Origin of the sequence: Longitalea arenae, from assembly GCF_016924755.1 — a bacterium.
Lineage (GTDB): Bacteria > Bacteroidota > Bacteroidia > Chitinophagales > Chitinophagaceae > Niastella > Niastella arenae.
This window is the reverse complement of sequence record NZ_JAFFJX010000002.1, coordinates 331,856-356,485: the sequence shown is the minus strand read 5'-3', so window position 1 is coordinate 356,485 and position 24,630 is coordinate 331,856. Positions and strand designations below refer to the sequence as shown.

The following is a 24,630-nucleotide window of genomic DNA, read 5'->3' as shown; positions in this document are numbered from 1 at the left end:
AAGCTATTTAACGACAGGTAAAAGTTCCATTAAAACCCGTAAACAGCAAAATAATAAAGAGATCGTTTGCCGGGTATAAATAAAACCCTTATGTACGTCTAACTATGTACACTCATGTAAAGAACTTGCCTTATTTTCGGGTAAAGGCGCCCGCTTACAAGTAACAAGCTGTCTGTAAGACATTTATGTTAAAACGTATAGGCCACCGTGGCCAGCCAGTTGCGCGGCGCACCGGGGAACAGCCTTAGAAAATCGTAACCACCTACCCAATACGTTTTATCCATAATATTGTTCATATTGAACTGGATCTGAAATTTATCGATCCTGTAGTACAGAGCCGCATTTAATAATTCATAACCAGGTAAGGTTTGGGTCCTGTTCAGCGATACGTAACGTTCTGTTACATAGTTGCCGCCAACGCCAATGCCTAACCCCCTTAACGCCTTGTTCTTAAACGTATATTTCGTCCAGAAGTTACCCATATTGCGCGGTGCATTGGGTTTCTGACGGCCGATCAGGTCTTTATCAAGGCTGCCGGCATCGGTTAGCTCTGCTTCGTTGTACGCATAGTTCAACACCACATTCCAGTTGTCGGTGATCTGACCTACTACTTCCAACTCAAACCCTTTTGATATTTCTTTCCCTATCTGGGCCAATCCAAGCGGATGTGCTGCGGTAGGAAAATCATACAAGGCATTTGTTTGTTCTATCTGGTAAACAGAAGTGGTTACCGATAAACGCTTGTTAAACCATTCTGATTTGAGACCGGCTTCAATGATCTTGCTTTGCAAAGGATCGAACGGTCCGCCCTTGGCAGTGTCTGCCTGGCTGCTGGCGGCCTGCGGATTATAACCCTGTGCGTATAAAGCATAAGCGTTGATATTTTTATTGATCGCATACACGAGGCCAAGGCGTGGCAATAAGGCGGTTTGGGTAACTCTTTTTTCATTTGATCTGGTATAGTTTACCTTATCGATAAACCATTCATACCGTAAACCCAGCAACAATTGCAGTCTGCCAAACTGTATCTGGTCTTGAACGTAAGCCCCATGCAGAAAGTTCAGGCGGGGCGTGGTGGCCTCATTGGCAGTTGGTGTGTATACATATTTGGAAGCGTCTTCCATGTTATGTTCGTTCTTCGTAAGGTCATAGGTGGGTACATTAGGTTTCACCAGGTACAAAGTAGTGTCACGGCCATCTATTTTTGTGGTGTACCTGTAGGTTACATACTTCGAAGAATCGCCGTTGTAACCACCGGCAGTACCATCTTTTCTCAGGTAACCGCTGGCGGTAAGTTGTGCTGATCCAACCGGTAATTTGCTTTGCGCATAATCATAGCCAGCTACGATCTTATGTTCGAGCGGACCGGTATACATGTTATGGGTGAAGTAAGCAGAGATATTGTCGTTGAACTCCTTTGATCGCCTGTCGAACACCTGCCGCTCAACCAGGAAGTTCACCGGCTTGCCGTTTACGTCTTTTGCATAGGTATTATTGCTTCTATGCTCAAAAAGGTCTTCTGAGTAGCTGGTGCGTATATAGGCGATATTGAAGCTGGTGTTGCTGGTGAAGTTATGGGTTAAGGAAGTAGTGATATTGTACTGTTCTTCATTCAGGTGATCGTTCACTGCATTCAGGGAAAGCGAGACGGGGGTTGAATACAGATCGTTCTCAAAGGCAGATTGTCCGCGGTCGATCCGGCTGTTCGACTTATTATACACCAGGTCGAAATTGAGGCGGGTCTTATCGTTGGGCAAAAAGCTGATGGATGGCGCCACCACAATATTCTTCTCGAATTGCAGGTCGCGGAACGATTGTGAATTTTCGTACGCCACATTCAACCGGTACAACAGGGTTTTACTTTCGTTCATGGGACCGGTAAAATCGGCCAGTGCCCGGAAGGTATTGTAACTGCCGGTGATAAAAGAGATGGATTTTCTGGGTTGGTCGAGTGGTTTTTTGGTGACGCGGTTAATGGTGCCGCCGGGGGAAGCATTGCCAAAAAGCGCTGATACGGGGCCTTTGATCACTTCCACTCTTTCAAGGTAGTTCGCGGGTGGCTGTTTCCAAAAGGAAGCATTGGCTCTTAAGCCGTTTACCAGCATGGTGCCATTGCCTGCGTACACCCTGAAACCCCTCATGGTAATGTCGTTATTGGCGGAAAACTGGTTTACGCCGCTGAAGTTCTTTACCACATCCCCTACACGGGCAGCCGCCTGGTCCTGCATAAGCTCTTTGGTAACATAACTTACTGCCTGGGGAACGTCTTTCAGAGGAGTCGCTGTTTTTGTTCCAATAAAAGAGCTTGTGTTCTTATAGCCTGATTCGCGGCGACCGGTGATCTCCACCTGTTGCAGCTCGTATAAAGTTTCTTTCAGTATGAAATCGATGGTTTGGGATTCGCCCGCAGCCAGGTTGATCTTTTGGGCAGCGGGTTCGTAACCGATCAGTGAAACCTGAATCGTATAGGAACCCGGAGCCAGGTTTACCAATTCATACTCACCGGTGGCGGAAGTGTAAGTGCCAATCTTTTTTCCTTTGATAAATACAGAAGCAGCTGTAAGGGTGTCGCCTTTCTCGTTTTTCACGATGCCTTTAACCGTGGCTTGCTGACCGATCGCATAAAGTCCTGTCAATAATAACAGGGCAAGCGGGTAAATAATTTTCATTGTTGCGCAAATAAATTTGCGCAAATTTCTCCGAAACAGGCATTCGCGGCTTACGGGATTGGAAAGAGAATTTACGCAATGCGGAAAACAATAGCTCCCATTTCCCAAGGGAAAATTCAAGTCCGGTGATCTTCAGGCAGATAGCTTTGCTCATCGTTTAGCAGCGAAAGCCGGCGGTTATTCCGACTTGTATTTCTGCACCAGGTACAAACCTGCTAAAGTCAATAGCATGCCGCTAATGGTAAATAAACTGATCGGTTCGGCCATCATAAAGCCGGCGATCATAAAGCCAAATACCGGGCAAAGGAATAACCAGAAGGAAGCTTTCACTGCATTGTCTTTTAGCAGGTAAAGCCAAAGCTGAACGCCCACAATGGATACCGGAATGGCGAGCCATAATATGGGCGCGAGCATGTTGAAACCCCAGGCATTTTTTGCTTGGTCGTAGGTGAATATAACTGCCGGGATCAGGAATACGCCGCCCAGTAATGTTTGCCAGCCATTAATGGTGAGGATATGCAGATCGCCCCAGTTTTGTTTTGAGAAGTAAATGACACCGGCAGAATAAATGATCATGCAAAACATTAAAAGCCCAATACCTCCGGGTGTTGCATAACTATCTGTAAACAGGGGCCAGGCTGCGAGTAATACGCCGCTCATGCATAATACGAGGCTTGCCAGTGTAACCATCCGTAAGCGGTGGCCGAAGAAGAGGGTGGCCATCAAATTGATGAGCACCGGGTTGGTGGCAATGGCCAGTGAACCCAAACCTGCCGATACATTTCTCATGGCCAGTACATAGAGGCCGAGATAGAGCGAAATGTTCAAAAGGCCATAGATGGCCAGTTGTTTCCATTCGTTCTTTTGCGGAAGGCGCTTGCGTAAAAGGCCATGCGCAAGAAAAAGCATTAATAATCCGGCTATAAAAAAACGAACAATGCAGATCACGAAAGGTTGTGCGTGTTGTAAACCGTATTTAGTGGCTACAGCAGCGGAAGGCCATAGAATGGCAAAACCTATTCCTGTTAAAAACCATAACCAGCCTGCCGATCTTTTCCAGATCCCGGGATCTCCTTGCTGCTTCAAAACTTGGATTTTTTGGAAGGCAAAAGTACGAAAACGCGGAATCCGCCAAAGGGCGCGGCAGGCGCTTAACGCAAAGAAAACGGGAGCCACAAACGCGGAACGTAAAAACCGCTTAACGCGGAATCCGCCAAAGACGGACAGGCGCTTAGCGCAAAACCTGAAAGCAAAACGCAGGAAGTAAATAAAAAAAAGCGGATACGATCCTGCTCGTATCCGCTTTGCACCTCAACACAGGTCCTTTGTTATTCAACAAAGAGTTTTTCGATCTTTGAACCGCTATCGGTAATTATGGTAAGGAAGTACAGGCCTTTGTTAAGCTGATGAACCGGCAATGTATGCTGGGTGCCGGTCACTGGCATTGTTTTGATCAGGCGGCCCACTGCATCCCGTAATTCAATACGGGTACTGTTTACCGAACTCGTGATATAAACCACGCCGTTTGTAACCGGATTAGGCTGCAGGCTGATGGTGAGATCATTATCTGCATTATTCAGCGAACGCACCGGCGATAATGCCGCCTTCCCATCTTTGTCCACAGTTTTAATGCGATAGAAATTGATACCATTGGCCATTCCTGCATCAATGAACTGGTATTTGATGGCAGTGGTGGCATTACCCGCAGCAGCCACCGTACCGATCGATGCATAATGGACGCCATCAGTGCTTCTTTCAATAATGAACTGGCTGGTATTGTTTTCCTGCAGGGTGGTCCATTGTAATAAAGCGGCTTTGTTATTTTTTGTAACGGTGAATTGTCCCAAGATCATGGGCAGCGGTTGATTTTGTCCCGGTCCACCACTGTTGATCCAGAACTCCGAGAAGCCGTTCACCTGGTATTCGGCATAATACCCATTGTCGTAAGGAATGACGGCTACATTGGATGGCGTAATAAAGCTGGGCAAGGCGCTGGCGTTATCGGCCAGGGTGCCGTTCTCTTCTGCCGGCAGGCCACTGTATTGGGTAACACCGGCAGCATAGGCATCGGAAATCGTGCTGCAGGTTCCACAGCCCGTAGCATTGATCAGTTTGTTGGCCTCGGTGTTCAAAAAATAAAAACGTACGCTTACCGGACTGCCGGGGGCATTGGTAGGTTGAATAACAATGTTCCTGTCGAGGTAATATTGTGATCCGTCGTTGCGTACAGCCGCGGTATTGATATACACCTTTACCTCGGTATTGCCCAGGTCCTGGCCATGGGGGTTTATAGAAGCGATGCGGTTACCGCCCGAATTGAAATGGATCCAGTTATTACCACTAACCGCCTGCGTTAGTCCGCTTGTGATATTGGGGCCGCTGTAAATGGCTGCTTTGTCGAAGATATGGATATCATCTATGCCCACCCCTTCGTATGTTACGCCCGGATCGCTGTAGAAAACGATCCTGAACCGTACTGTGCTGCCGGGAGGTGTTGGCAGATTATGGCTGGCTACATGCCAGCGGGTATTGGAAAATCGCCAAACCTGGAATGGAACATTATCATACCAGTTGGTACCGCCGCTGGTGCTGCCCAGTTTGCTCCAGCTTACGCCATCGTTGCTGTATTCAACCCAATGCAGATCGCAGGTGCAATTGTCTTCTGTTCGATACTTATGGCTGAATGACAACACAGGTTGTGCTAAACCACTCAGGTCAAAACAAGGTGAATACAGGTAAGACAATTCGTTGTCGTTATGATTGCCTGTTAAGTTGGTCACCCATGCATTGGTGCCGTTGGCTGCCCTGTTGATGAGCGCAGCGGCGGGTTGACCCCATTGCCAGCTGCTGTTGATGCCGCCTGTATACCAGCCGCCATTGTCGTTCTCAAAACCTTCATAGTAGGGAAAGCTTGTAATAAGCGGTTTGGTGCGGAAGGTAGCGGTGAGGGTATCATTTACCCGGTAGTTATCGGTAGCCAGGTCAACGTAGGTAATTAATGTGTATTCTTTAAAGGCTGAAAGATCGGCCGTTTGTGTAAACGTATAGCTCAGTGTTTGACCGCCTGCAATCGATGGGATGAATTCTGTGACCACGGGGTTATTATCAACCTTGTAAGATACGGGTACATTGGTAAGTGTTCCGGTGCTGTAATTCTTTACCTGAACGGTTACAGGTTGCGTACTGCTGAAGGCGCACACATTGTTGGTGGCCGGGGCCTGCAGCTGAACCATGGTCATATCATCTGTAGCAAGCGTAATAGTGATGTCATCGAAAGTATAACCGTCATCGACGTTGCCATTTACAACAACCGAATTGGTAGACCGGTAGCCATGCTCGCCGAACTTCACCTGGAAACTGCTGCTAACCGCCTGGGCAGGTACGGCATTGGCCAGGGTCTCCGTTATGTTAACGGGGGTAGCGGCGCGGTAAACCCCGAAATCAGCAGTGCTCGCAGGCAACACAAATACGGGGATCCAGGCGCCGGTTTCACTACCCCTGATCCATACGCGGTTGTTGGGCGCCGTGAAATCAATTCCCTGGTTCTGGTAATAGAAAGACAGCCATAACTGGTCCGTAGCGTTATAATTACTTAAGTTAAAGGTCGTGATCAGGCTGTCTGCCTGCAGCACATTGAGATTGGCTTTTTGATCGAGTGTTACTGCCCGGTTGCCCGTTCTTGCTATGCCGGTATTCACAAAGGTGCGGGCGCGGCCATTGCTGCTTCCTGCGAAGAAGTCGCAGCGGTCGAGGCCATCAAAACCACGGGTTCCGGTAGAATAACTTTGGGCTGTGGCGCTTTCAAATCCTTCCGTAAATGAAGGGCTTAAAGTAATGGGGCTGTTCTGCAAATGCTTTACGACGGTTACCAGGGTATCGTTTGCCTTTTTAAGATCGCCTGCAAAATCAACCCAGGCTTTTATGGTATAGGTGCCGGTTGCTGCAAAATTGTATGCAGATGCAAAGGTAAACGTGTACGTACTGTTGGCTGCAATACTTTGTGCAGTGGCTTCGGTCACCGGTGTGCCGCCATTTACCTGGTAGGTGATATTGAATGTGCCGGTAGCGGTTATAGCACCAAGATTTTTAATGCGGATCTGGGGTGATACAGCACCTAGTTGAGACAAAGTATGTTCGCGGCCGCTAACCGGTGCTACGAGCAGATCGGTGGTAATGTCGTTATCAAAGTCGGGCGATGGACAGGGGCCACCCGATGGAGTAATACTTTGACCAACTGAACGGCGGCCGGCGACAGTACCGATCAGCGGGCGAACCGCGAGCCAGTAGGTGCTGTCTTTATTCAGACCGCCCAGCAAATAACCCGTGCTGCTGGTATTGGCCACAACGCTCATTTCGCTGCCTGTTAACATCATGATATCATAACTGGTTGCGGAGGGTATGGCATCCCAGTTCATATACACATAACCTGCGCAGGTATCGGCGAGTTGTACCGTTGGTTGACCGAGAATGGTGAAGGTATGATCGCTTAGGTCGCTGGTTCCGGTGCTGTTCCGGCTTACCCGGATAAGCGCTGCATTGGAGGCTGTGGCAGGAACCGTCCATTGATATAAGCGGTCACTGGCCGCTACACTGTTGCTGATGGTCGTCCAGCTGCTGCCGTTATTGGTAGAATATTCAATGGTAAAACTGTTTGTGCTGCCGTCGAAAGCGCTCCACCTGATATATTCAGTTTCGCCGGGTACCAGCGTTTCTTCGCCAGCAGGGTAGGTGACGGTAATGGTGGGGGCAGTTACCTGGTACGCTACTACATAATCCTGCGGGCCCTGGGGTACATGGGTGCCATTGACCCGGACCGTAAAATCACCGGCAGGCGGGTTATTGATCACCACCTGCTCGATATTATTGCGGCTGTCGAGACCTTCCACCGCTACAGCGGTAACGTTGGTGGGTGATGGATCCAGAATTAACGGGCGGTGGATGGTGGCGTCTGGTGCAGTAACGGTGAGGTCGAGGTTATTGACCAGGGAAGATGCTGCATAGGCCGTTCCTGCAGGGTCATTCCAATACAACAGGATCTTTAGCTGCGCCGTACCGGCCGGTACGCCTGTTACTGTAAATGTTTGGAAACCGCCCTGGTTGGCAGTACCGTTAAAGTAAGTATGGTTTTCAAGTGCTTCTACTGCCTTGAGTGTATTCAGACTGCCAAAGCCATAGGTAAAATCCGGACCGGGGTTACCCAGGTCATCGGCGCCATTGCAGGTCAGTGCTTTTATCAGGGCGGCCGTTGGGTTTGCGCCGCCATGCAACTGGCGGTAGCGTTCATATAAAAGCCCCATGGAGCCGGCAACAGCAGGCGCCGCTAAACTGGTTCCCCATTGAACCGTGTAACTGTTATTGGGCGCAGTAGTTCCAACGGCATCTCCACCGGCGACTATTTCAGGTTTTAAACGGCCATCATCAACCGGGCCGCGGCTGAAAATATTGCTGAAGTTTATATTACTGATGCCACCTACCGTCAACACGTTCTTTCCGGTTTGGAAACCGGATTTAATATTTCCAAATGCCTGTGGAAAGGGCGAGCAGGTATAACCGCCATCGTTACCGGCTGCAAAGACGTGTAAAAGCGTGAGGTTGTTATTGGCCATGTTATCTATATACCGGCTCAGCACATCATAATCGCCCTGCCCCGGGCAGCCGGTTGGCGCGTAGGCGTATGAGTTGTTGGTAATAACCATTCCATAATCGGTCACATAATAAGGCGCGTTCACCAGGATATCGCTGAAGTTCTGACCGATCATAGTGGCTTTGGGCGCCACACCCCTGAACCTGGGATTCACAATGCCTGCGCCGCTCATACAGCCCATTGTAAGGGTAGCGTGCAGGGTGGCTGCGCCCGGGTTCCGGTTGATCAGCCGGCCTGCGAAATCAATATGGGTGCTGGCATCGCCATCGTCCCCGATTCCCAGCACAACGCCGCTGCCATGCAGGTTACGGCCCGATGCAGCGCTTAATATTTCAATACTGTGCGCAGCGCGGTTATTATTGTTGAGTGGTACCGGTTTCATCTGCTGGCTGCTCACGTAAGCTACGAATGGGAGTGCTGCAATTTTATCTACCGTAGCGGCTGCCGCTTTTACAAAAACCACGTGGGCCGGCTGGATCTTGGTTTCAACGATCTGGGCGCCGGCCTGCTTCAATTCGGCGATGGCCGTGGCTTTATCCATATGGCCATAAAAACTTACCGCTATCAGTTTATCAGGATCCATCAGCGAGGCGCTTAGATCTTTTTTCAGCGAGGAGGCTATTTTGGCTTTTGCATTCAATGTATATACGCCGCCGATCGTATTCTTCTTAAGCAAAGCGGGGTTAAGCCGGTCGGTTACTTCGGCCAGGAATGTATTGTCGGGAATATAATCGTAAAGTAAGATCCCTTCCCGGGCCAGGGACTGGCGCTCTGCAGCATCAGGCAATTTGGTGAACTGAAGCATTACATAGCATTTGTTCCGGAAACGGTATTTGAACAGGGAATCGGTTAGATGCGATTCATTACGCAGGTTCTTAGACCTGGAGATGGTGCCGCTTTTCAATTGAATGGGACGAATGATCTCCTGGGCAGAGCCTGTAACGGTAATGAAAAGTGAAAAGGCTACGAGTAAAGGGTATTTCATCAACGGATTTTTTAGCAGGACAGGGTTCTCAGGTTATACAATGATGTGAGCCGGAATGATCAGCTATATAAACGGAAATAAGAAGGGTTTATTATTGTGAACTGAATTGTATAAGGTGCTTTTAATCAGTTTGTTATCACTTGCTCAGCAACTAATGGGTTTCCATTTTTCGGGCTATGTGGTTCTATGTAGCAAGGTTGATTGATCGAGCGGGCTGTTTGCGGGGAATAGGGATAAAATAAAACCCGGAACCTGATACCTCAGATTCCGGGTCCTTTATGTTGAAACAGCTATGGGCTGTGTGCGATCTGCTAATGATGGTGGTGCTGGTGTTTTTCAGCTTCTTTCGTGAATTCTTCTACAGTTACCGGTTTTTCAACAGCATTTACTTTTGTTTCTGCCAGCTCAAACACTTTCTCGGTTTGAATGCGATGGTAGGCATCTTCCACAAACTTACGGTCTTTCATCATGCGGGTGATGTATTCGGCGATCCAGGGTTGCTCATCTTCCTGCATGCTCATACCCATATAGCCGAATAACTGTTGCTTGGCAAAAGCTTCAATATCTTCATTTTTTACTTCGATATTGTTTTCCTGCACCAGTTTATCGATGATCAGGGTCCATTTCAGCTGATTGGCAAAGGTGGGGAATTCCTGTTCTACTTCCTGTTGGCTCTTCGGTTGTTCGCCGCCGGTTTGCATCCAGCGTTTCAGGAATGACTCGGGGAATTCGATCTTCGTATGGTCTAACAGCACGTGATAGATCTCGTGCTGTAAATGATTTTTCGTTTGTTTATCCCAGTAGCCCTGGATCTCTTCTTTTATTTCGTTGCGGAGATCAGCTTCTGATTTGATGTCTTTTTTAGGATATACAGCTTTGAAGAATTCTTCATTCAGTTCAGCTTTCTCTACCAGGCCCACTTTGGTAATGGTCATGTTAAAGAATTTGGCGGCAGCAGCTTCGTCGTGTTTGTCGAGGCCCAGGTCACCCAGGATCCACTCTCTTTCTTTTTCGTCGAACGCTTTATTTAACTGAATGTTCAATACGTCGTCTTTTTTCTTGCCGGTAAGGTTACCCCGAAAATCTGGGGCAAAGTATTTAACCAGGAAAGAGTTGTCTTTTTTAATACCGCCTTCAATTTCGTTACCGTTGGCATCGGTCTCTGTAAATGTCACATTCAGTACATTTTCGTCTTCAGAAACGGCCTCGCGGTCACTCATTTTTCCATGACGCAGCTGTAAACGGTTCATTTCTTCAGTGATCATTTCTTCGGTTACCGTTACTTTATAGCGGGTCATCGTTTCTTTCGACAGGTCGGCAACTGTAAACGAAGGTTTCAACCCTACTTCAAAATCGAACACATACTCAGTGGGGTTATTCATGTCTAATTTAGGGCCTTCGTTCTGTGCAAGCGGTAAAGGCTGGGCAAAGATCTCCAGCTTTTCATTCACCATATAGTTGCTCAGTTCCTTTTCCACGGTTCTGATCACCTCATCGGCAAATACTGACTGACCGTGCATTTTTTTGATCATGCCGGTAGGTACCATGCCTTTGCGGAAACCAGGTATATTGGCTTGTTTGCTATAATTCTTGAGTGCTTTTTCAAATGACGGCAGATAATCTGCACCGGCTACTTTTATGGTAATCTTGTCATTCAGCAGTCCGATATTCTCTCTGGTTACTGTTGCCATAGCGCTTTTTTTTAAATTGGGTTGCAAAGGTAAGGCAAACAGTTAAATCGGTCAAAACCAGTAACAGAGTATATTCCGTTAATCTTTATCCTGTAAAATTAACAGGGGAATATGGGTCTGGTAGGCCATGACCGTGGTGTGGTTTTTCGAAAATACCCTTTCAAGAAAAGTATGTTTATGGGCCACCATTACCAGCAGCTCGCTGGATTGCTGCTGCAAATATTTGCTAATACCTTGATTTACAGAAGGTTCTTCAATTGTGACGTATTCATGGTCGAGCCCCTGAAAAATGATCTCATTGGTTCTTTTGCCTGTCAGTTCCATTTCGGAATGGCCGCTATGGGTTTGTTTTATGAAAAGAACATGGGTTTTGGACCCGAAGGCCCGGGCCAGTTCGAGCAAGGGTCTGAACAGTTCGGGACTGGTTTTGTAAGAAAAATCGCTGGCGTAGGTGATGTGTTTAATGAGGGTATAGGTGGCATTGTGTGGAATTACCAGTACCGGGGTTTTAACTTTGCGCGACACATTGGTAGTGGTGCTGCCAATGATCTTGTCGAGGCCGCCGGCGCCTTTCATGCCCATTACGATAAGGCCGATGGGCCGTTCTTTGGTAATGGTCTTTATTTCGTCTGAAGCAATACCGATGCGAACGAGTCTTTCTACCTCAAGTCCATACTGGTTGAACAGCCAGTCGGCTTCCTTTTTTAACATATCCTCATTCTCTTTTTGCAGGTTATCTACGGTTACCATCGCGTAAGGCACTTCACTGATCGGTGTAGGCAGCATGTAGGCATGGAAAAGGAGCAGCCTGGTTTGGAGTACTTTGGCCAGCTCTGCTGCATAGGCCACAGCGTTGCGGGAGGCAGGAGAAAAGTCAACCGGCACAAGAATGGTGTTCATATATGTAGAATTAAAGCTGTATAAAGTTAGCAAGTTTGAATATGTGACGGATGATAAAGATCAGGAAGGCAAATAATAGTTCTTATGGGAAATTATAAAAAGGGCATTTTTTCTTTTGATAGCCGGCAGCCTGGAGCAAAAGGGTCAAAAGCAAAAAGGTGAGCCGCCTTTACAGGATGACCCACCTTAGTGTTTCAGTGCGCATGGAGGGACTCGAACCCCCACACCTCGCGGCATCAGATCCTAAGTCTGACGTGTCTACCAATTTCACCACATGCGCTTTTTCTTCGTAAGTTCATAGTTCCCAGTGCAAGGTTCCTGCCCGCCAATCTTCCGAAAATAACGGGAAGCCAGGCGTAAAGGAATAACTTAAAACTTTAACCTAAGAACTACCCCGCCGATTTGGGGTTGCAAACATAGGGCATTTTTACGTAAATTCGTTAACTATGGATTCTGTTGCAGCGATACCGAAATATAATTTGAATGAAGAGCAGGAAAAGAAGCTGATCCTTCGGGAATACCGGGCCCTCTTACGCGTTCTGAAACCCAAACTGAAACCGGGCGATAAAGAATTGCTTCGCCGTGCCTTTGAAATAGCTGCCGATGCGCATAAGACCATGCGCCGGAAAAGCGGCGAGCCCTATATTCTTCACCCTTTGGCCGTTGCCCGCATTGGCGTGGAAGAGATCGGCCTGGGCGTACGTTCTACCATTTGCTCCCTTTTACACGATACTGTTGAAGATACCGATGTAACCCTGGAAGATATTGAAAGGGAATTCGGTACTGAAATAGCCCGCATTGTGGATGGGTTGACGAAAATATCTAATATTATTGACGTCAATGCATCGGCGCAGGCGGAGAATTTCAAAAAAATATTGCTTACCCTTACGGATGACCCCCGGGTTATTCTGATCAAACTGGCCGACCGCCTGCACAACATGCGTACCCTCGACAGCATGAAGCGGGAAAAGCAACTTAAAATTTCTTCTGAGACGGTATACGTATATGCGCCTTTGAGCCATCGCATGGGTTTGTACACCATTAAAACCGAGCTGGAAGACCTGGCGATGAAATACCTGGAACCGGAAGCCTATAAAGAGATCGCCCGGAAACTGGCGGAAACAAAACGCGAGCGGTCGAGGTATATCAATGAGTTCATTAAGCCTATAAAAGAAAAGCTCGATAGAACCGGCTACGAATTTGAAATATACGGCCGGCCGAAAAGCATACACTCCATTTGGAATAAGATGAAGAAGAAAGGGGTGGCTTTCGAGGAAGTATATGACCTCTTTGCCATCCGGGTCATTTTGAACATCCCGCTTGAACAGGAAAAAGAAGGTTGCTGGAAAGTGTATTCAGTGATCACCGATGAATATACGCCTTCGCCCGAACGGTTGCGCGACTGGTTGAGCAATCCGAAATCGAATGGTTACGAGGCCCTGCATACCACCGTGATGGGGCCGCAGGGAAAATGGGTGGAAGTGCAGGTGCGTACGCGCCGCATGAACGAGATCGCCGAAAAAGGCCTGGCCGCCCACTGGAAATATAAGGAGGGTACGGCCGACGAAAGCCGCTTCGATAAATGGTTCCAGCAGATCAGGGAAGTGCTCAATAACCAGGACAGCGATTCCATCGACTTCTTACATGATTTCAAGACCAGCTTCCTGGCGGAAGAAATATATGTGTATACGCCGAAAGGCGATGTGAAAATGCTGCCGGTAGACAGTACAGCGCTTGATTTCGCCTTTGCCATTCACAGTATGGTGGGCTCTCAATGTATTGGCGCCAAAATAAATCACAAGCTGGTTCCCATCAGCCATAAACTGCGCAGCGGCGACCAGGTAGAGATCATTACTTCCGCCAAGCAAAAGCCCAACGAAGACTGGTTGAATATCGTGGTGACCGCCAAGGCAAAAAGCAAGATCAAAGATGCGCTGAAGGAAGAAAAAAGAAAGGTGGCCGATGATGGGAAATACGTGCTGCAGCGTAAGCTGGAGAATATGGGCGCCGCCTTTAATCAGCATAACGTTGATATTCTGGCCTCTTTTTATAAATTACCCTCGCCGCTTGATCTGTATTACCAGATCTCGGTAAAGGCGCTCGACCTGAAAGAACTTAGCGAGTTTCATGTCCTGGGCGATAAACTGGAACCGCCCAAACCAATCCGCCCGGAAATAAAGCACGATCCGGCGCATGCCCTGCCTAAAAAAGATGCGGAACTGATCATTTTCGGCGAAAGCAGCGACAAGATCGTGTACACACTGGCCAACTGTTGTAAACCCATTCCGGGCGACGACGTGTTTGGTTTTGTAAGTACCGGCAAGGGATTGACCATACACCGCACCAATTGCCCGAATGCCGCGCGGTTGTTGGCCAACTACGGGCACCGGGTGGTAAAAACCAAATGGGCAAAGAATAAGGAGATTTCCTTCCTCACCGGTTTGAAGATCGTGGGGCTCGATGATGTAGGGGTAATTCACAAGATCACCAATCTCATCTCGGGTGAAATGAAGATCAATATCAACGCCATGACCATTGAAGCGCGGGAAGGTTTATTCCATGGAAATATCAGGGTATACGTGCATGATAAGGAAGAGCTGGACGAACTGGTGAACCGGCTCAAAAAGCTGCCCGGTATTGAAACGGTCGACAGGTACGATACGGAACAGCAATAATATTTATGAATTCTGATTTCGGGATTTCTGATTTCGTGATTTCTGATTTCGCGGATATATGATTTTGGGATTTTTAGATAAATCGCAAAATCTGCTGCTTCGATTGTTCTATTTTAGATATGGTCAAAAGCTTCGATGGTATAATTCAAGATTTCGAAGTACCTGAGATCTACATACCTAGGCAGCGCGGTATTGGTACTTTGATCTTGGGTTTTGCAGAGAAGAAAAATACCAAAATCTCAAAATCCCAAAATCTCAAAATCTCTTAGCGTTTTTAACCTATTTTTGCCCCCGTTCCTACAAATTATTCAAAAAATTAATAATGGTTGATGTTTTATTAGGTCTTCAATGGGGCGATGAAGGCAAAGGTAAGATCGTTGATTACTTTGCGCCCGGTTATGATCTTATTGCCCGTTTTCAGGGCGGTCCCAATGCAGGCCACACGTTATATGTAAACGATAAAAAAGTTGTGCTGCATCAAATTCCTTCCGGTATTTTTCACGAGAATACAGTGAATCTTATTGGTAATGGTGTAGTGCTTGATCCGGTGACATTAAAAAGAGAATGCGAAACGGTTAAAGCCTTTGGTATCGACTACCGGAAAAACCTGTTCATATCAGAAAGAACACACCTGATATTGCCTACGCACCGTGCATTGGATAAAGCTTCTGAATTATCAAAAGGAAACGATAAGATAGGTTCTACCTTAAAAGGCATTGGACCGGCTTATATGGATAAAACAGGGCGTAATGGTTTGCGTGTTGGCGATCTGTTGGATAAAAGCTTTACTACGCAATACATCCGTCTGCGGCTGAAGCATCAAAAGCTGCTCGACAGTCTCAACTTTCATGAAGATATTTCTGCCTGGGAAGAAGAGTTCTTTGAAGCGCTTGAATTCATGAAAGAATTCAAGATCGTGAATGGCGAATATTTCATCAATGAAAAAATAAGCCAGGGCAAAAAGGTTTTGGCGGAAGGTGCGCAGGGCAGTATGCTCGATGTTGACTTTGGTACTTTCCCGTTTGTAACTTCTTCCAATACCATTTCTGCGGGCGTATGTACCGGTTTGGGTGTGGCGCCGCAAAAGATCAGGGAAGTGATCGGTGTTACCAAGGCGTATTGCACTCGCGTAGGTAGTGGACCGTTCCCAACCGAGTTGCACGATGAAACCGGCGAAGAGCTTCGTCGCATTGGCAATGAGTTTGGCGCTACTACAGGCCGTCCGCGCCGTTGTGGCTGGATCGATCTGGTTGCGTTGCGTTTTGCCTGCATGGTTAATGGTGTAACGAAACTGGTTATGACAAAGGCCGACGTGCTGGACGCTTTTGAAGAACTAAAAGTATGTACCTCTTACATCGTAGGTGGTAAAAAAACAGCTGAAATTCCTTTCCAGATGACCAGGATGGAAATAAACCCTGAGTTGAAAAGCTTCAAGGGCTGGAAAACCCCAACTGACAGCTTCAGATCGGCTAAGGAATTACCGGCAACTATGAATGAATATGTATCGTTTATAAATTCATATCTAGGTGTGAATATAAATTATATTTCAAATGGTCCGGGGCGTGAACAATTGATAGAAATTCAGTAGTTTTCACTTCGGATTTTTTGATTGAAAAATTATTTAAAAAATTTGGCGAATTAAAAACTTCGCTGAAATTTTACAAACACAATCTTACCAGACAATGGCAGCAAAATCTGACAAGGAAAAAAAGACCGGCGGAAACTCTGCACCAAAGTCTTCTAAGGAAACTCCGAAAAAAGCCTCATCAAAACCTAAGAAAGAAGAAGATGAGGATGATGAAGACATGGAAGATGATGAGTTAGAAACGCCGAAGAATGCAAAAAAAGCAGGCAAAGCTTCTTCTAAGAAATCCGATGAAGACGAGGATGACGATGACGACGAGGATCTGGATGACGAAGTAGATGATTGGGATAAGCCGGAGGAAGAAGAAGACTGGGACCCTGACTTTGAAGAGTTTGATTTACCAAAATCAAAAGGAAAGAAAGTTAGTGGTAGTGGCACCGGAAGTGGTAAAAAGGGCAAAGGCGGCGACGATGACGACGACCTTGGCATTGATGATGAATTCAAAGACCTTGACCTCTTCAACGACCGCGGCTTCGATGATGACGAGGAGGACTTTTAGTGGTTACTTCTTTTACTGCTCACCCTGTTTCCACAGTGCGCAGACAATACATATCATTTCCCATCGCTGATTTTCAGCGAACCAAGTTACAAATGTTGAGCTGGGCCAACCAGTTCAACATTTGTTGTTTTCTCGACAACCAACATTATCATTTACCGCATCATAGCTTTGAATGTATGGCTGCGGCAGGGGCTGTACAAACCCTTGCAACTGCGGCCGGTACTGCATTTGATCAGTTGCAGCAGCTGTATGAACAAAACCGCGACTGGCTTTTTGGCCATCTAAGCTATGATCTCAAGAATGAAACAGAAGGCCTTACCAGTTCCAATACCGATCATCTTGGTTTCCCGGACCTTTGTTTTTTTATTCCCGAAGTTTTACTGCAACTAAGCGAAGATGCGCTGCTGATCGGTACATTCGGTGGCCGGCATGAAACTGTTTTTCAAGCCATCTGTGCAATTGAGCCCTTTGAGGCAATGGCGCAGGCATTAACAACACCCATCAACAACCGCATCAGCAAAGCGGATTATCTTGAAACCATCCGGCAATTACAGCAGCATATTCTGCGGGGCGATTGTTATGAGATCAATTTCTGCCAGGAATTCTTTGCCACATCGGTAACCATTGATCCTTTGCAGGTCTACTGCTCATTAAGCGATACTTCACCCAATCCATTTGCCGCTTATTATAAAAGCGGACAACAGTATCTGCTTTGTGCCAGTCCTGAGCGCTATCTTAAGAAGGAGGGAAGGCGCATTTATTCACAGCCGATCAAGGGCACTTCCCAGCGTGACCTGCATGATGCCCGCAAAGATGTGAAACATAAAGAGGATCTGTATAATAGTGCAAAAGACCGTTCAGAAAATGTAATGATCGTTGACCTGGTGCGCAACGATCTGTCGAAGATCTGCGAGGAAGCATCGGTGCAGGTAGACGAATTGTTTGGCATTTACAGCTTTCCGCAGGTGCATCAGATGATCTCGACCGTTAGTGGACAGCTGCGCAGCGATATTCATTTTATAGAAGCAATTAAAGCAACATTCCCCATGGGTTCTATGACTGGTGCGCCTAAGCGAAGGGTCATGGAACTGATTGAGCAATATGAACAAACCCGGCGCGGCATTTTCTCCGGCGCATTAGGGTATATTACCCCGGAAGGCGATTTTGATTTCAATGTGGTGATCCGCAGCATAATGTACAATGCTGCCAGCCAGTACCTCGCTTTCCAGGCCGGTTCGGCCATTACATTTTACAGCGATCCTGCGAAGGAATATGAAGAATGCCTGTTAAAGGCGGCTGCCATAAAAAAGGTTTTGGGTGATAAATAAAAATGCCACCCTTGCGGATGGCATAGTATGAGATGTGATATGTGGCTCAAGGACCTATTTTATTACTGTAGCGCCGCTTAATAGCAACTGAACCGACTCGTTCAGGATAATATATTTATTAGCTATAAAAAGTTCCATTTTATCGGCCGGCAATTTCATTTCGTATGCATTGTCGTTACTGGCCATAATAGCGTCGAAATCGGGATTGTACCGGTTAAACTCTGCGGCGTCCATCATAATGTTCTTAATAATGGCTGCCGAATAATATTTCCCCGATACCTCCATACTTTTGGCATTGGCCAGTTCGGCGCTGGTTAAGCGCCGGTTGATCAGGTGCGTGGCCGTAACTCCTAACTGCTCGGTCACCTCGGCCTTGGTAAGAGTGGTTACGCTCCCCTGGCCTTCGAAGATATAATGCGTGCCGATGAATTTCTTTACGTGCATGCGGGTTTCAGCCGGTAAAAAGTTCTGGATCTTCCAAAAGTTCCGGCTTCCCTGGCTTCTCCTGATAGCATTATACACATTCACCGGTCCGCCGTTGTAGGCAGCGATCACCAGCAGCCAGTCGCCAAATTCCCGGTACAGGTCACGCAGGTACTTAGCAGCCGCATGGGTGCTTTTGGTATAGCTCTTCCGTTCATCAACTGAGCGGTTCACCTTCAGGCCCAGGTCACGCGCGGTTTGCGGCATGAGTTGCCAGGGACCTACGGCGCCTGCCCAGGAGGTGGCGGTAGATTTCAATTCAGATTCAATAACTGCGAGGTACTTTAATTCTGAAGGAAGTCCGTATTTCAACAGAATATTATCTATTGTCTTGAAATACGGCGTGGCCCAGCTCTTCATTTTACGAAGGTCTTCGCCATTTCTTTCCATGTAATCCTGCACGAATTGAATAGCGCGTGGATTTAACCGAATGCCATTGGAAGCGTTGTAACCCAGTTCAAAAGCGTGGGTTATGTCTTCTTCCTGGGGGTCTGCGGAGTCATTAACTGCTTTTCCAGGGAATTCGAATTGCTGCGAAAGAACAAAACGGTTCAACATCTTTTCACTCTTCACTCTTTTCTTTGCTATTCCGTGGTCAGTGCTGTATGCCATGCATAACCATCCCAGGCCTAAAATACCCGAAATAAAAAGTTTTCGTTTCATTTTCGTTAGTTAAAACTAAGAATGATCGACCCGGGGGTATGGATTGAACGAATGTTTTTACAGGATGGAATCGGATGCAGTTTTCTTAGGATCTGTTGGAGTAACAGGACAACATTTTAGCCGGGGGTCGAAGGGTTTAGGCTTTTCATTAGCCGGCATGTCTGAACTGTTGCATCCACAACTGGGATAGCTGGAGCAAATATAACTCGGAAAATTGGTTCGTCATAATCTGCACGCCATAAGGCATACCATTACTGTGCCAAAAAAGCGGGATTGAGATGGTGGGAATACCGGTGAGGTTTGAAAATACTGTAAAAATGTCAGCCAGGTACATGGAAATAGGGTCTTCCGTCTTCTCGCCGATGGTAAAGGCGGTGGAGGGGGCGGTAGGCAATAATATTGCATCGAACTGGCTGAAGATCAGGTTGATCTTATCTACTAATAATTTGCGTACCTGTTGTGCCTTGGTGAAATAGGCATCGTAGTAACCTGCGCTTAAAACGAAGGTTCCCAGCATGATGCGTCTTTTCACTTCCCAGCCGAATCCGGCTGACCGGGTGGCACAATAAAAATCTGTTAAAGAAATGTTTTTCGCCCTATTACGCTGCCCATATTTTACCCCATCATAGCGCGAGAGGTTCGAAGAGGCCTCTGCAGTGGTTAAAATATAATAGGCAGGAACGATGAAATCGAGGTATTCGAAATCTACAGGTTCAACCGTATGTCCGTCGGCCTGCAATTTTTCAGTGAACTCCAGGATGGAGGCGCGGATCTCTTTATCGAGGGCCGGGCTGTCGAGCGCCTCTTTGAAGTAGGCGATGCGCAGCGGCTTGCGGGGTAAGGCGCTCAGGTTGCTATAGGCGTCTACGGGCTGCTGTGCGCCGGTGCTGTCGAAATCATCAGCGCCCGCAATTACTTCAAGAACCAGGGCCACATCGGGCACATTGGCGGCAAAGATGCCTATTTGGTCGAAGGAGGAGGCGTAGGCAATGAGGCCATGGCGCGAAATGCGGCCATAAGTGGGTTTAAGCCCTACCACGCCGCAGAAATCGGCCGGCTGGCGAACCGAACCGCCTGTATCGCTGCCGAGGCTAACCATACAGAGCCCGGCCTGAACGGCAACGGCAGAACCGCCGGAGGAGCCCCCGGGTACCCTGGTTTCATCCAGCGCATTTAACACCTTACCATACGATGAGTTTTCATTGGTAGAACCCATGGCAAACTCATCGCAGTTGGTGTGACCTATAATAATGGCCTCTTCGGCCAGTAATCTTTCAACGGCTGTTGCGTTAAAAACAGGTTTGAATCCTTCAAGTATCTTCGACGCGGCTGTAAGCGGATGGTCTTTGTAGGCAATTACATCTTTCAATGCGATCACTACGCCATGCAGTTTACCGGTTGGTTTTCCGGCTTTCCGGCTTGCATCGAGTGCTGCTGCGCGTTCCAGCGCTTCTTCACCATAGGTATTTACATAGGCATTCAGGTGCTTGCGGGCATCTATCTGCTGCAGGTAATATTGAACCGCTCCCACACATGATGTAGTGCCGGTAAGCAGGTCCTGGTGATATTGCGCTATTGAATGATACTTAAACAAGAGTTGGTTGTTACCGGCCTGAATACACAAACCGGTTAGAGGAAAAAGATATGTAAGGTCTTGGAATTAGCGGGCAGAAGAAGAGGAAGCCTGTGTTTGTTTGCTGTCCTTTTCGTTGATGCCGTCCTCGATCTCTTTTTTCACGTTGTTCTTGGCATCGTTGAATTCTCTGATCCCACGGCCGATACCGCGCATGAATTCAGGAATTTTACGTCCACCGAACAAAACCAAGACCGCGAGCACGATCAGCAACCACTCACTACCACCAGGCATTGAGATGAACAACAGGTTTACAATACTTAACATGATAAACTTTTTAAATAGTTAGGAATACAAAATTACGCTCTTTTAGAACGTAAAACGCGAATTTACAACGCAAATTACATGAACCTAACGGTAAAAAAGGCCTTTTTGCCGATGCTTAACAAAGCAGTTAATAAAAAAGCGGAATCTACTGATCCCGCTTTAAATAGTTTTATGTACAGGTGGTTATTGAGCCACCGCAGTAGCTGTTGTGTTAACGCGTTTTTCTTTAATTCTGGCGCTCTTACCGCTGCGTTCACGCAGGAAGTAAAGTTTTGCACGACGAACCAGACCTGTTTTATTCAGCTCAATAGATTCGATATTGGGCGAATAAATGGGGAATGTTCTTTCAACACCTACACCATCGGAGATCTTACGTACAGTAAATGTAGCAGTACCACCTTGTCCCTGGCGTTTAATTACATCGCCACGAAAGCTTTGGATACGCTCTTTACCACCTTCGATGATCTTATAGTTCACAGTTATATTGTCACCCGCTTTAAATTTCGGGAACTCTTTTTTTCCTGTCAACTGCTCATGTACAAATTGAACTGCTGCATTCATGACATTCAAATTTTGGGGAGGCAAAGTTAATTAAAAAATCGAATTAATCATTTTTAATTTCCGAAACCACCCGGTTTTACTGCATTTTTTTATTACTTGGCCACATTTACGGCTCTTTTCTCCCTGATCACGGTCACTTTGATCTGCCCGGGGTAGGTCATTTCGGTCTGAATTTTCTGGGCAATATCAAAAGAAAGCTTGTCTGAGTCGTTATCGGTCACCTTTTCTGCTTCTACAATGACGCGCAGTTCGCGGCCCGCCTGAATGGCGTAGGCTTTTTCAACTCCCTGGTAGCTCAGGGCCAGGTTTTCGAGCTCCTTGATCCTTTGTAAGTATTGCTGCATGATCTCCCTGCGCGCACCGGGGCGGGCGCCGCTGATGGCGTCACAGGCCTGTACGATCGGAGAGATCACATACTGCATTTCCATTTCATCGTGGTGGGCGCCGATGGCATTCACAACAGCGGGGTTCTCGCCATATTTTTCAGCCAGTTTGGCTCCCAGCAGGGCGTGACTCAGTTCTGATTCTTCATCAGGTACCTTACCAATATCGTGTAATAAGCCGGCGCGTTTGGCCAGTTTGGGGTTCAGACCCAGTTCTGCCGCCATGATACCGCAAAGATTAGCTACTTCACGGCTGTGCATTAGCAGGTTTTGTCCGTACGAAGAACGGAAACGCATTTTACCTACGATCCGCACCAGCTCTTTGTGTAAACCGTGGATCCCCAATTCGATGACCGTACGTTCGCCTATTTCCACTACCTGTTCTTCGATCTGACGGCGGGTCTTTTCAACCACTTCTTCAATACGGGCCGGGTGAATACGGCCGTCAGCCACCAGTCGTTGCAGACTTAAGCGGGCAATTTCCCGGCGAAGGGGGTCGAAAGATGAAAGGATGATCGCTTCCGGGGTATCATCAACGATGAGGTCAACACCGGTTGCGGCTTCAATGGCGCGGATGTTACGGCCTTCACGACCGATGATCTGGCCTTTTATTTCATCGCTTTCGAGGTTGAAAACAGTGATGGAGTTTTCGATCGCCTGCTCAGCGGCGGTGCGCTGGATGGTTTGAATGATGATCTTGCGGGCTTCTTTATTCGCTTTCTGGCGGGCATCATCTACAATTTCCTGCTGCAGGGCCAGGGCCTGGGTGTGGGCTTCCTGTTTTAAGCTCTCAACCAGTTGTTTCTTAGCCTCATCTGCAGTTAAACCAGCGATCTTTTCGAGCCGGCGGATATGTTCTTCCTGGTGTTTTTCGAGTTCGGTGCGCTTCAGGCTTACTACTTCTATCTGCCGGTTGAGGTTATCTTTGATCGCTTCATTTTCCTTGATCTGCTTATCGAGCTGGCTTTCTTTCTGGTTGATGGATTGTTCTTTCTGGCGGGCGCGGTTCTCGACTTCACTAAGTTTGCGGTTGCGTTCCATCACCTCTTTGTCGTGCTCGGCTTTCAGGGCCAGGAACTTCTCTTTTGCTTCGAGCTGTTTTTGTTGTTTGATGGTTTCGGCATTCGTTTGCGCGTCGGCGACGATCTTGCGGGCCTGATTTTCGGCCTCTTCAATTTTTTGCTTAGTGTTTTTGGCAAATATGAATTTGCCCGCTACTATGCCTGCCAGTAGCGCCACTAATCCTATTATAGCGGTTAACATACTCTGATCCATTGTGTTTTACATGTTTAAAGAATTCTACATTGTCTCTCCCTCTCTATGTGTCTCGGGTTTACCATAGTGAGATGTGAATGTGCGAAAATACAAAAAAAGAGGCAGCAGCGCTGCAAGCATTTTGAAGTCAGTTGTTTGTAGATGGGGAATTTGGTTATTTGAGTGTGTCTTTGTTACGGCGTGTATTTCAAAATTTTTTGTTCCGGGATCTAAGGATCAGTCACCGGTTACCAGTCGCCAGTTGCCGGGTACCTGTTCCGGAGTGCTGATAATTATCTGGCTTCCCGGGTATTGAGCCCGGGAACCGGGAACCGGTAACTGGTGACTCAATCAACTAACATCCTGTCAAGCAACTTCTCCATGGCCTGTAACTGTTCGGAGGTCTGGTTATCTACCAAGGGCTGGCTGTCGCCGGCTTTTTGCTGGGTGGCATACCATAGAACCACCATGGCTACATAATCCTGCATATCCTTGCCGGCAAAGGTGGTTTTAAACTCCAGGATCTTGTCGTTGATCAACTTCAGCGTCTTTCGTACCACTTCTTCATCGGTAGGGGCTATACGAATGCGGTATGTTCGGTCGCCTATTAAAACATTAATGGGAATTAATTCTTCCATGGGCTTGCAATTTTGAAAAGCTTGTTCTATTTTTATTCACACACATCAGGAATACTTCCGGGCTTCAAAAGGATCGTTTTGGATGGTAATAATGCAAATTATCGTATGCTATGATTACTCACCAAAACCAAACGATTACCATGTTCGCTAAACTAAGGTCGAACGTCTTCATCGACGCGCTTACACTGGAGTTCATCGCACCCATCCAGTCGAGCCTGAAAGCCATTTTACGCGATGAACGGGGTTATGAATGCAGCCGGTTCGAAACCAATATTCCCCAGGGTGATAAATCAGTTACCTGGAAAGGCCTGAACGACCTGCCTTATGGTGTTTATACCCTCGAGCTCTCGCAGGGCAATGATGAAATGAAAATGCGTCTCGTTAAAAGGATTTGAACCTCTTATTCACTTAATAAAGCGATGCACCGGTCAATTTCCCGGATGTAACGGTTGATCCTTTTTTCCACCTCTTTCTTTTCCGGTTCATTCAGTTGTCCCGTTACGGTTTGCAGTGCTGTCATTTTCATCTCCAGCTCGTCAATACGTATCAGCCTGGCTTTCTCTTTTTCACGCAACGCAGTCACCTCCCTGCTCAATTGCTCGTGCTCTTTTTGCAGCAACTGATAGCGATGCACCACCTGCTGCAATTTTTCTGTGATCCGTGTTAGTTGTTCCTGTAATCCCTCCATTGAACAAATTTTAGCCTGGCCATT

Annotated in this window: 17 protein-coding genes and 1 tRNA gene; 5 read left to right on the top strand and 13 right to left on the bottom strand. The window is 47.2% G+C overall.

What is annotated here, in order from left to right; translation table 11 throughout:
• Positions 1–188: 188 nt before the first annotated feature.
• From JT717_RS06410 to JT717_RS06385, 6 genes are all read right to left on the bottom strand, one after another.
• On the bottom strand, positions 189–2,669 hold the full coding sequence (locus JT717_RS06410) for a TonB-dependent receptor (RefSeq protein WP_205509372.1): 2,481 nt from the start codon (positions 2,667–2,669) through the stop codon (positions 189–191).
• A 177-nt stretch (positions 2,670–2,846) separates the two neighbouring features.
• Complete coding sequence (locus JT717_RS06405; RefSeq protein WP_240347864.1) at positions 2,847–3,755, bottom strand: DMT family transporter; 909 nt, start codon at positions 3,753–3,755, stop codon at positions 2,847–2,849.
• A 242-nt stretch (positions 3,756–3,997) separates the two neighbouring features.
• The gene (locus JT717_RS06400) at positions 3,998–9,298 is read right to left on the bottom strand and encodes a S8 family serine peptidase (RefSeq protein ID WP_205509371.1); all 5,301 of its coding nucleotides are present in this window, start codon (positions 9,296–9,298) and stop codon (positions 3,998–4,000) included.
• A 311-nt stretch (positions 9,299–9,609) separates the two neighbouring features.
• The gene (gene tig / locus JT717_RS06395; protein ID WP_205509370.1) at positions 9,610–10,989 is read right to left on the bottom strand and encodes a trigger factor; all 1,380 of its coding nucleotides are present in this window, start codon (positions 10,987–10,989) and stop codon (positions 9,610–9,612) included.
• 78 nt (positions 10,990–11,067) lie between these two features.
• Positions 11,068–11,889 (bottom strand): universal stress protein, encoded by an 822-nt coding sequence (locus tag JT717_RS06390; RefSeq protein ID WP_205509369.1) that lies wholly within the window; start codon positions 11,887–11,889, stop codon positions 11,068–11,070.
• Positions 11,890–12,087: 198 nt separating this feature from the next.
• Positions 12,088–12,169: transfer RNA gene (locus JT717_RS06385), tRNA-Leu, on the bottom strand.
• 166 nt (positions 12,170–12,335) lie between these two features.
• Between JT717_RS06385 and JT717_RS06380 the strand changes: the two genes are divergently transcribed.
• The 4 genes from JT717_RS06380 to JT717_RS06365 all read left to right on the top strand — a co-directional run bounded on the left by JT717_RS06380 (position 12,336) and on the right by JT717_RS06365 (position 18,036).
• A complete protein-coding gene (locus tag JT717_RS06380) occupies positions 12,336–14,564 on the top strand; it encodes a RelA/SpoT family protein (protein ID WP_205509368.1) in 2,229 nt (742 codons plus the stop codon).
• A gap of 322 nt (positions 14,565–14,886) precedes the next feature.
• Entirely contained in the window at positions 14,887–16,152 is a 1,266-nt protein-coding gene (locus tag JT717_RS06375; protein WP_205509367.1) for an adenylosuccinate synthase, read from the top strand.
• 94 nt (positions 16,153–16,246) lie between these two features.
• Complete coding sequence (locus tag JT717_RS06370; protein WP_205509366.1) at positions 16,247–16,708, top strand: hypothetical protein; 462 nt, start codon at positions 16,247–16,249, stop codon at positions 16,706–16,708.
• Positions 16,709–16,800: 92 nt separating this feature from the next.
• The gene (locus tag JT717_RS06365) at positions 16,801–18,036 is read left to right on the top strand and encodes an anthranilate synthase component I family protein (RefSeq protein ID WP_240347863.1); all 1,236 of its coding nucleotides are present in this window, start codon (positions 16,801–16,803) and stop codon (positions 18,034–18,036) included.
• Between the two features lie 54 nt (positions 18,037–18,090).
• On the opposite strand, the gene JT717_RS06360 is transcribed toward JT717_RS06365, so the two are convergent.
• The 6 genes from JT717_RS06360 to JT717_RS06335 form a co-directional block, all read right to left on the bottom strand.
• Positions 18,091–19,182, bottom strand: a complete 1,092-nt coding sequence (locus tag JT717_RS06360; protein ID WP_205509364.1) for a lytic transglycosylase domain-containing protein — start codon at positions 19,180–19,182, stop codon at positions 18,091–18,093.
• Between the two features lie 148 nt (positions 19,183–19,330).
• Positions 19,331–20,776, bottom strand: coding sequence for an Asp-tRNA(Asn)/Glu-tRNA(Gln) amidotransferase subunit GatA (gene gatA, locus JT717_RS06355; protein ID WP_205509363.1), 1,446 nt, complete (start codon positions 20,774–20,776; stop codon positions 19,331–19,333).
• 66 nt (positions 20,777–20,842) lie between these two features.
• The gene (locus JT717_RS06350; protein ID WP_240347862.1) at positions 20,843–21,082 is read right to left on the bottom strand and encodes a Sec-independent protein translocase subunit TatA/TatB; all 240 of its coding nucleotides are present in this window, start codon (positions 21,080–21,082) and stop codon (positions 20,843–20,845) included.
• A gap of 183 nt (positions 21,083–21,265) precedes the next feature.
• A complete protein-coding gene (rplS, locus tag JT717_RS06345) occupies positions 21,266–21,643 on the bottom strand; it encodes a 50S ribosomal protein L19 (RefSeq protein ID WP_205509362.1) in 378 nt (125 codons plus the stop codon).
• Between the two features lie 92 nt (positions 21,644–21,735).
• Positions 21,736–23,289, bottom strand: coding sequence for a ribonuclease Y (gene rny / locus JT717_RS06340; RefSeq protein WP_240347861.1), 1,554 nt, complete (start codon positions 23,287–23,289; stop codon positions 21,736–21,738).
• Between the two features lie 338 nt (positions 23,290–23,627).
• Positions 23,628–23,918, bottom strand: a complete 291-nt coding sequence (locus tag JT717_RS06335; protein WP_205509360.1) for a cell division protein ZapA — start codon at positions 23,916–23,918, stop codon at positions 23,628–23,630.
• A 140-nt stretch (positions 23,919–24,058) separates the two neighbouring features.
• Between JT717_RS06335 and JT717_RS06330 the strand changes: the two genes are divergently transcribed.
• Positions 24,059–24,313 (top strand): hypothetical protein, encoded by a 255-nt coding sequence (locus JT717_RS06330; RefSeq protein ID WP_205509359.1) that lies wholly within the window; start codon positions 24,059–24,061, stop codon positions 24,311–24,313.
• A 5-nt stretch (positions 24,314–24,318) separates the two neighbouring features.
• Here JT717_RS06330 and JT717_RS06325 read toward each other — a convergent pair whose 3' ends face one another.
• Positions 24,319–24,606: a hypothetical protein gene (locus JT717_RS06325; RefSeq protein WP_205509358.1), complete on the bottom strand. Its 288-nt coding sequence runs from the start codon at positions 24,604–24,606 to the stop codon at positions 24,319–24,321.
• Positions 24,607–24,630 lie beyond the last annotated feature (24 nt).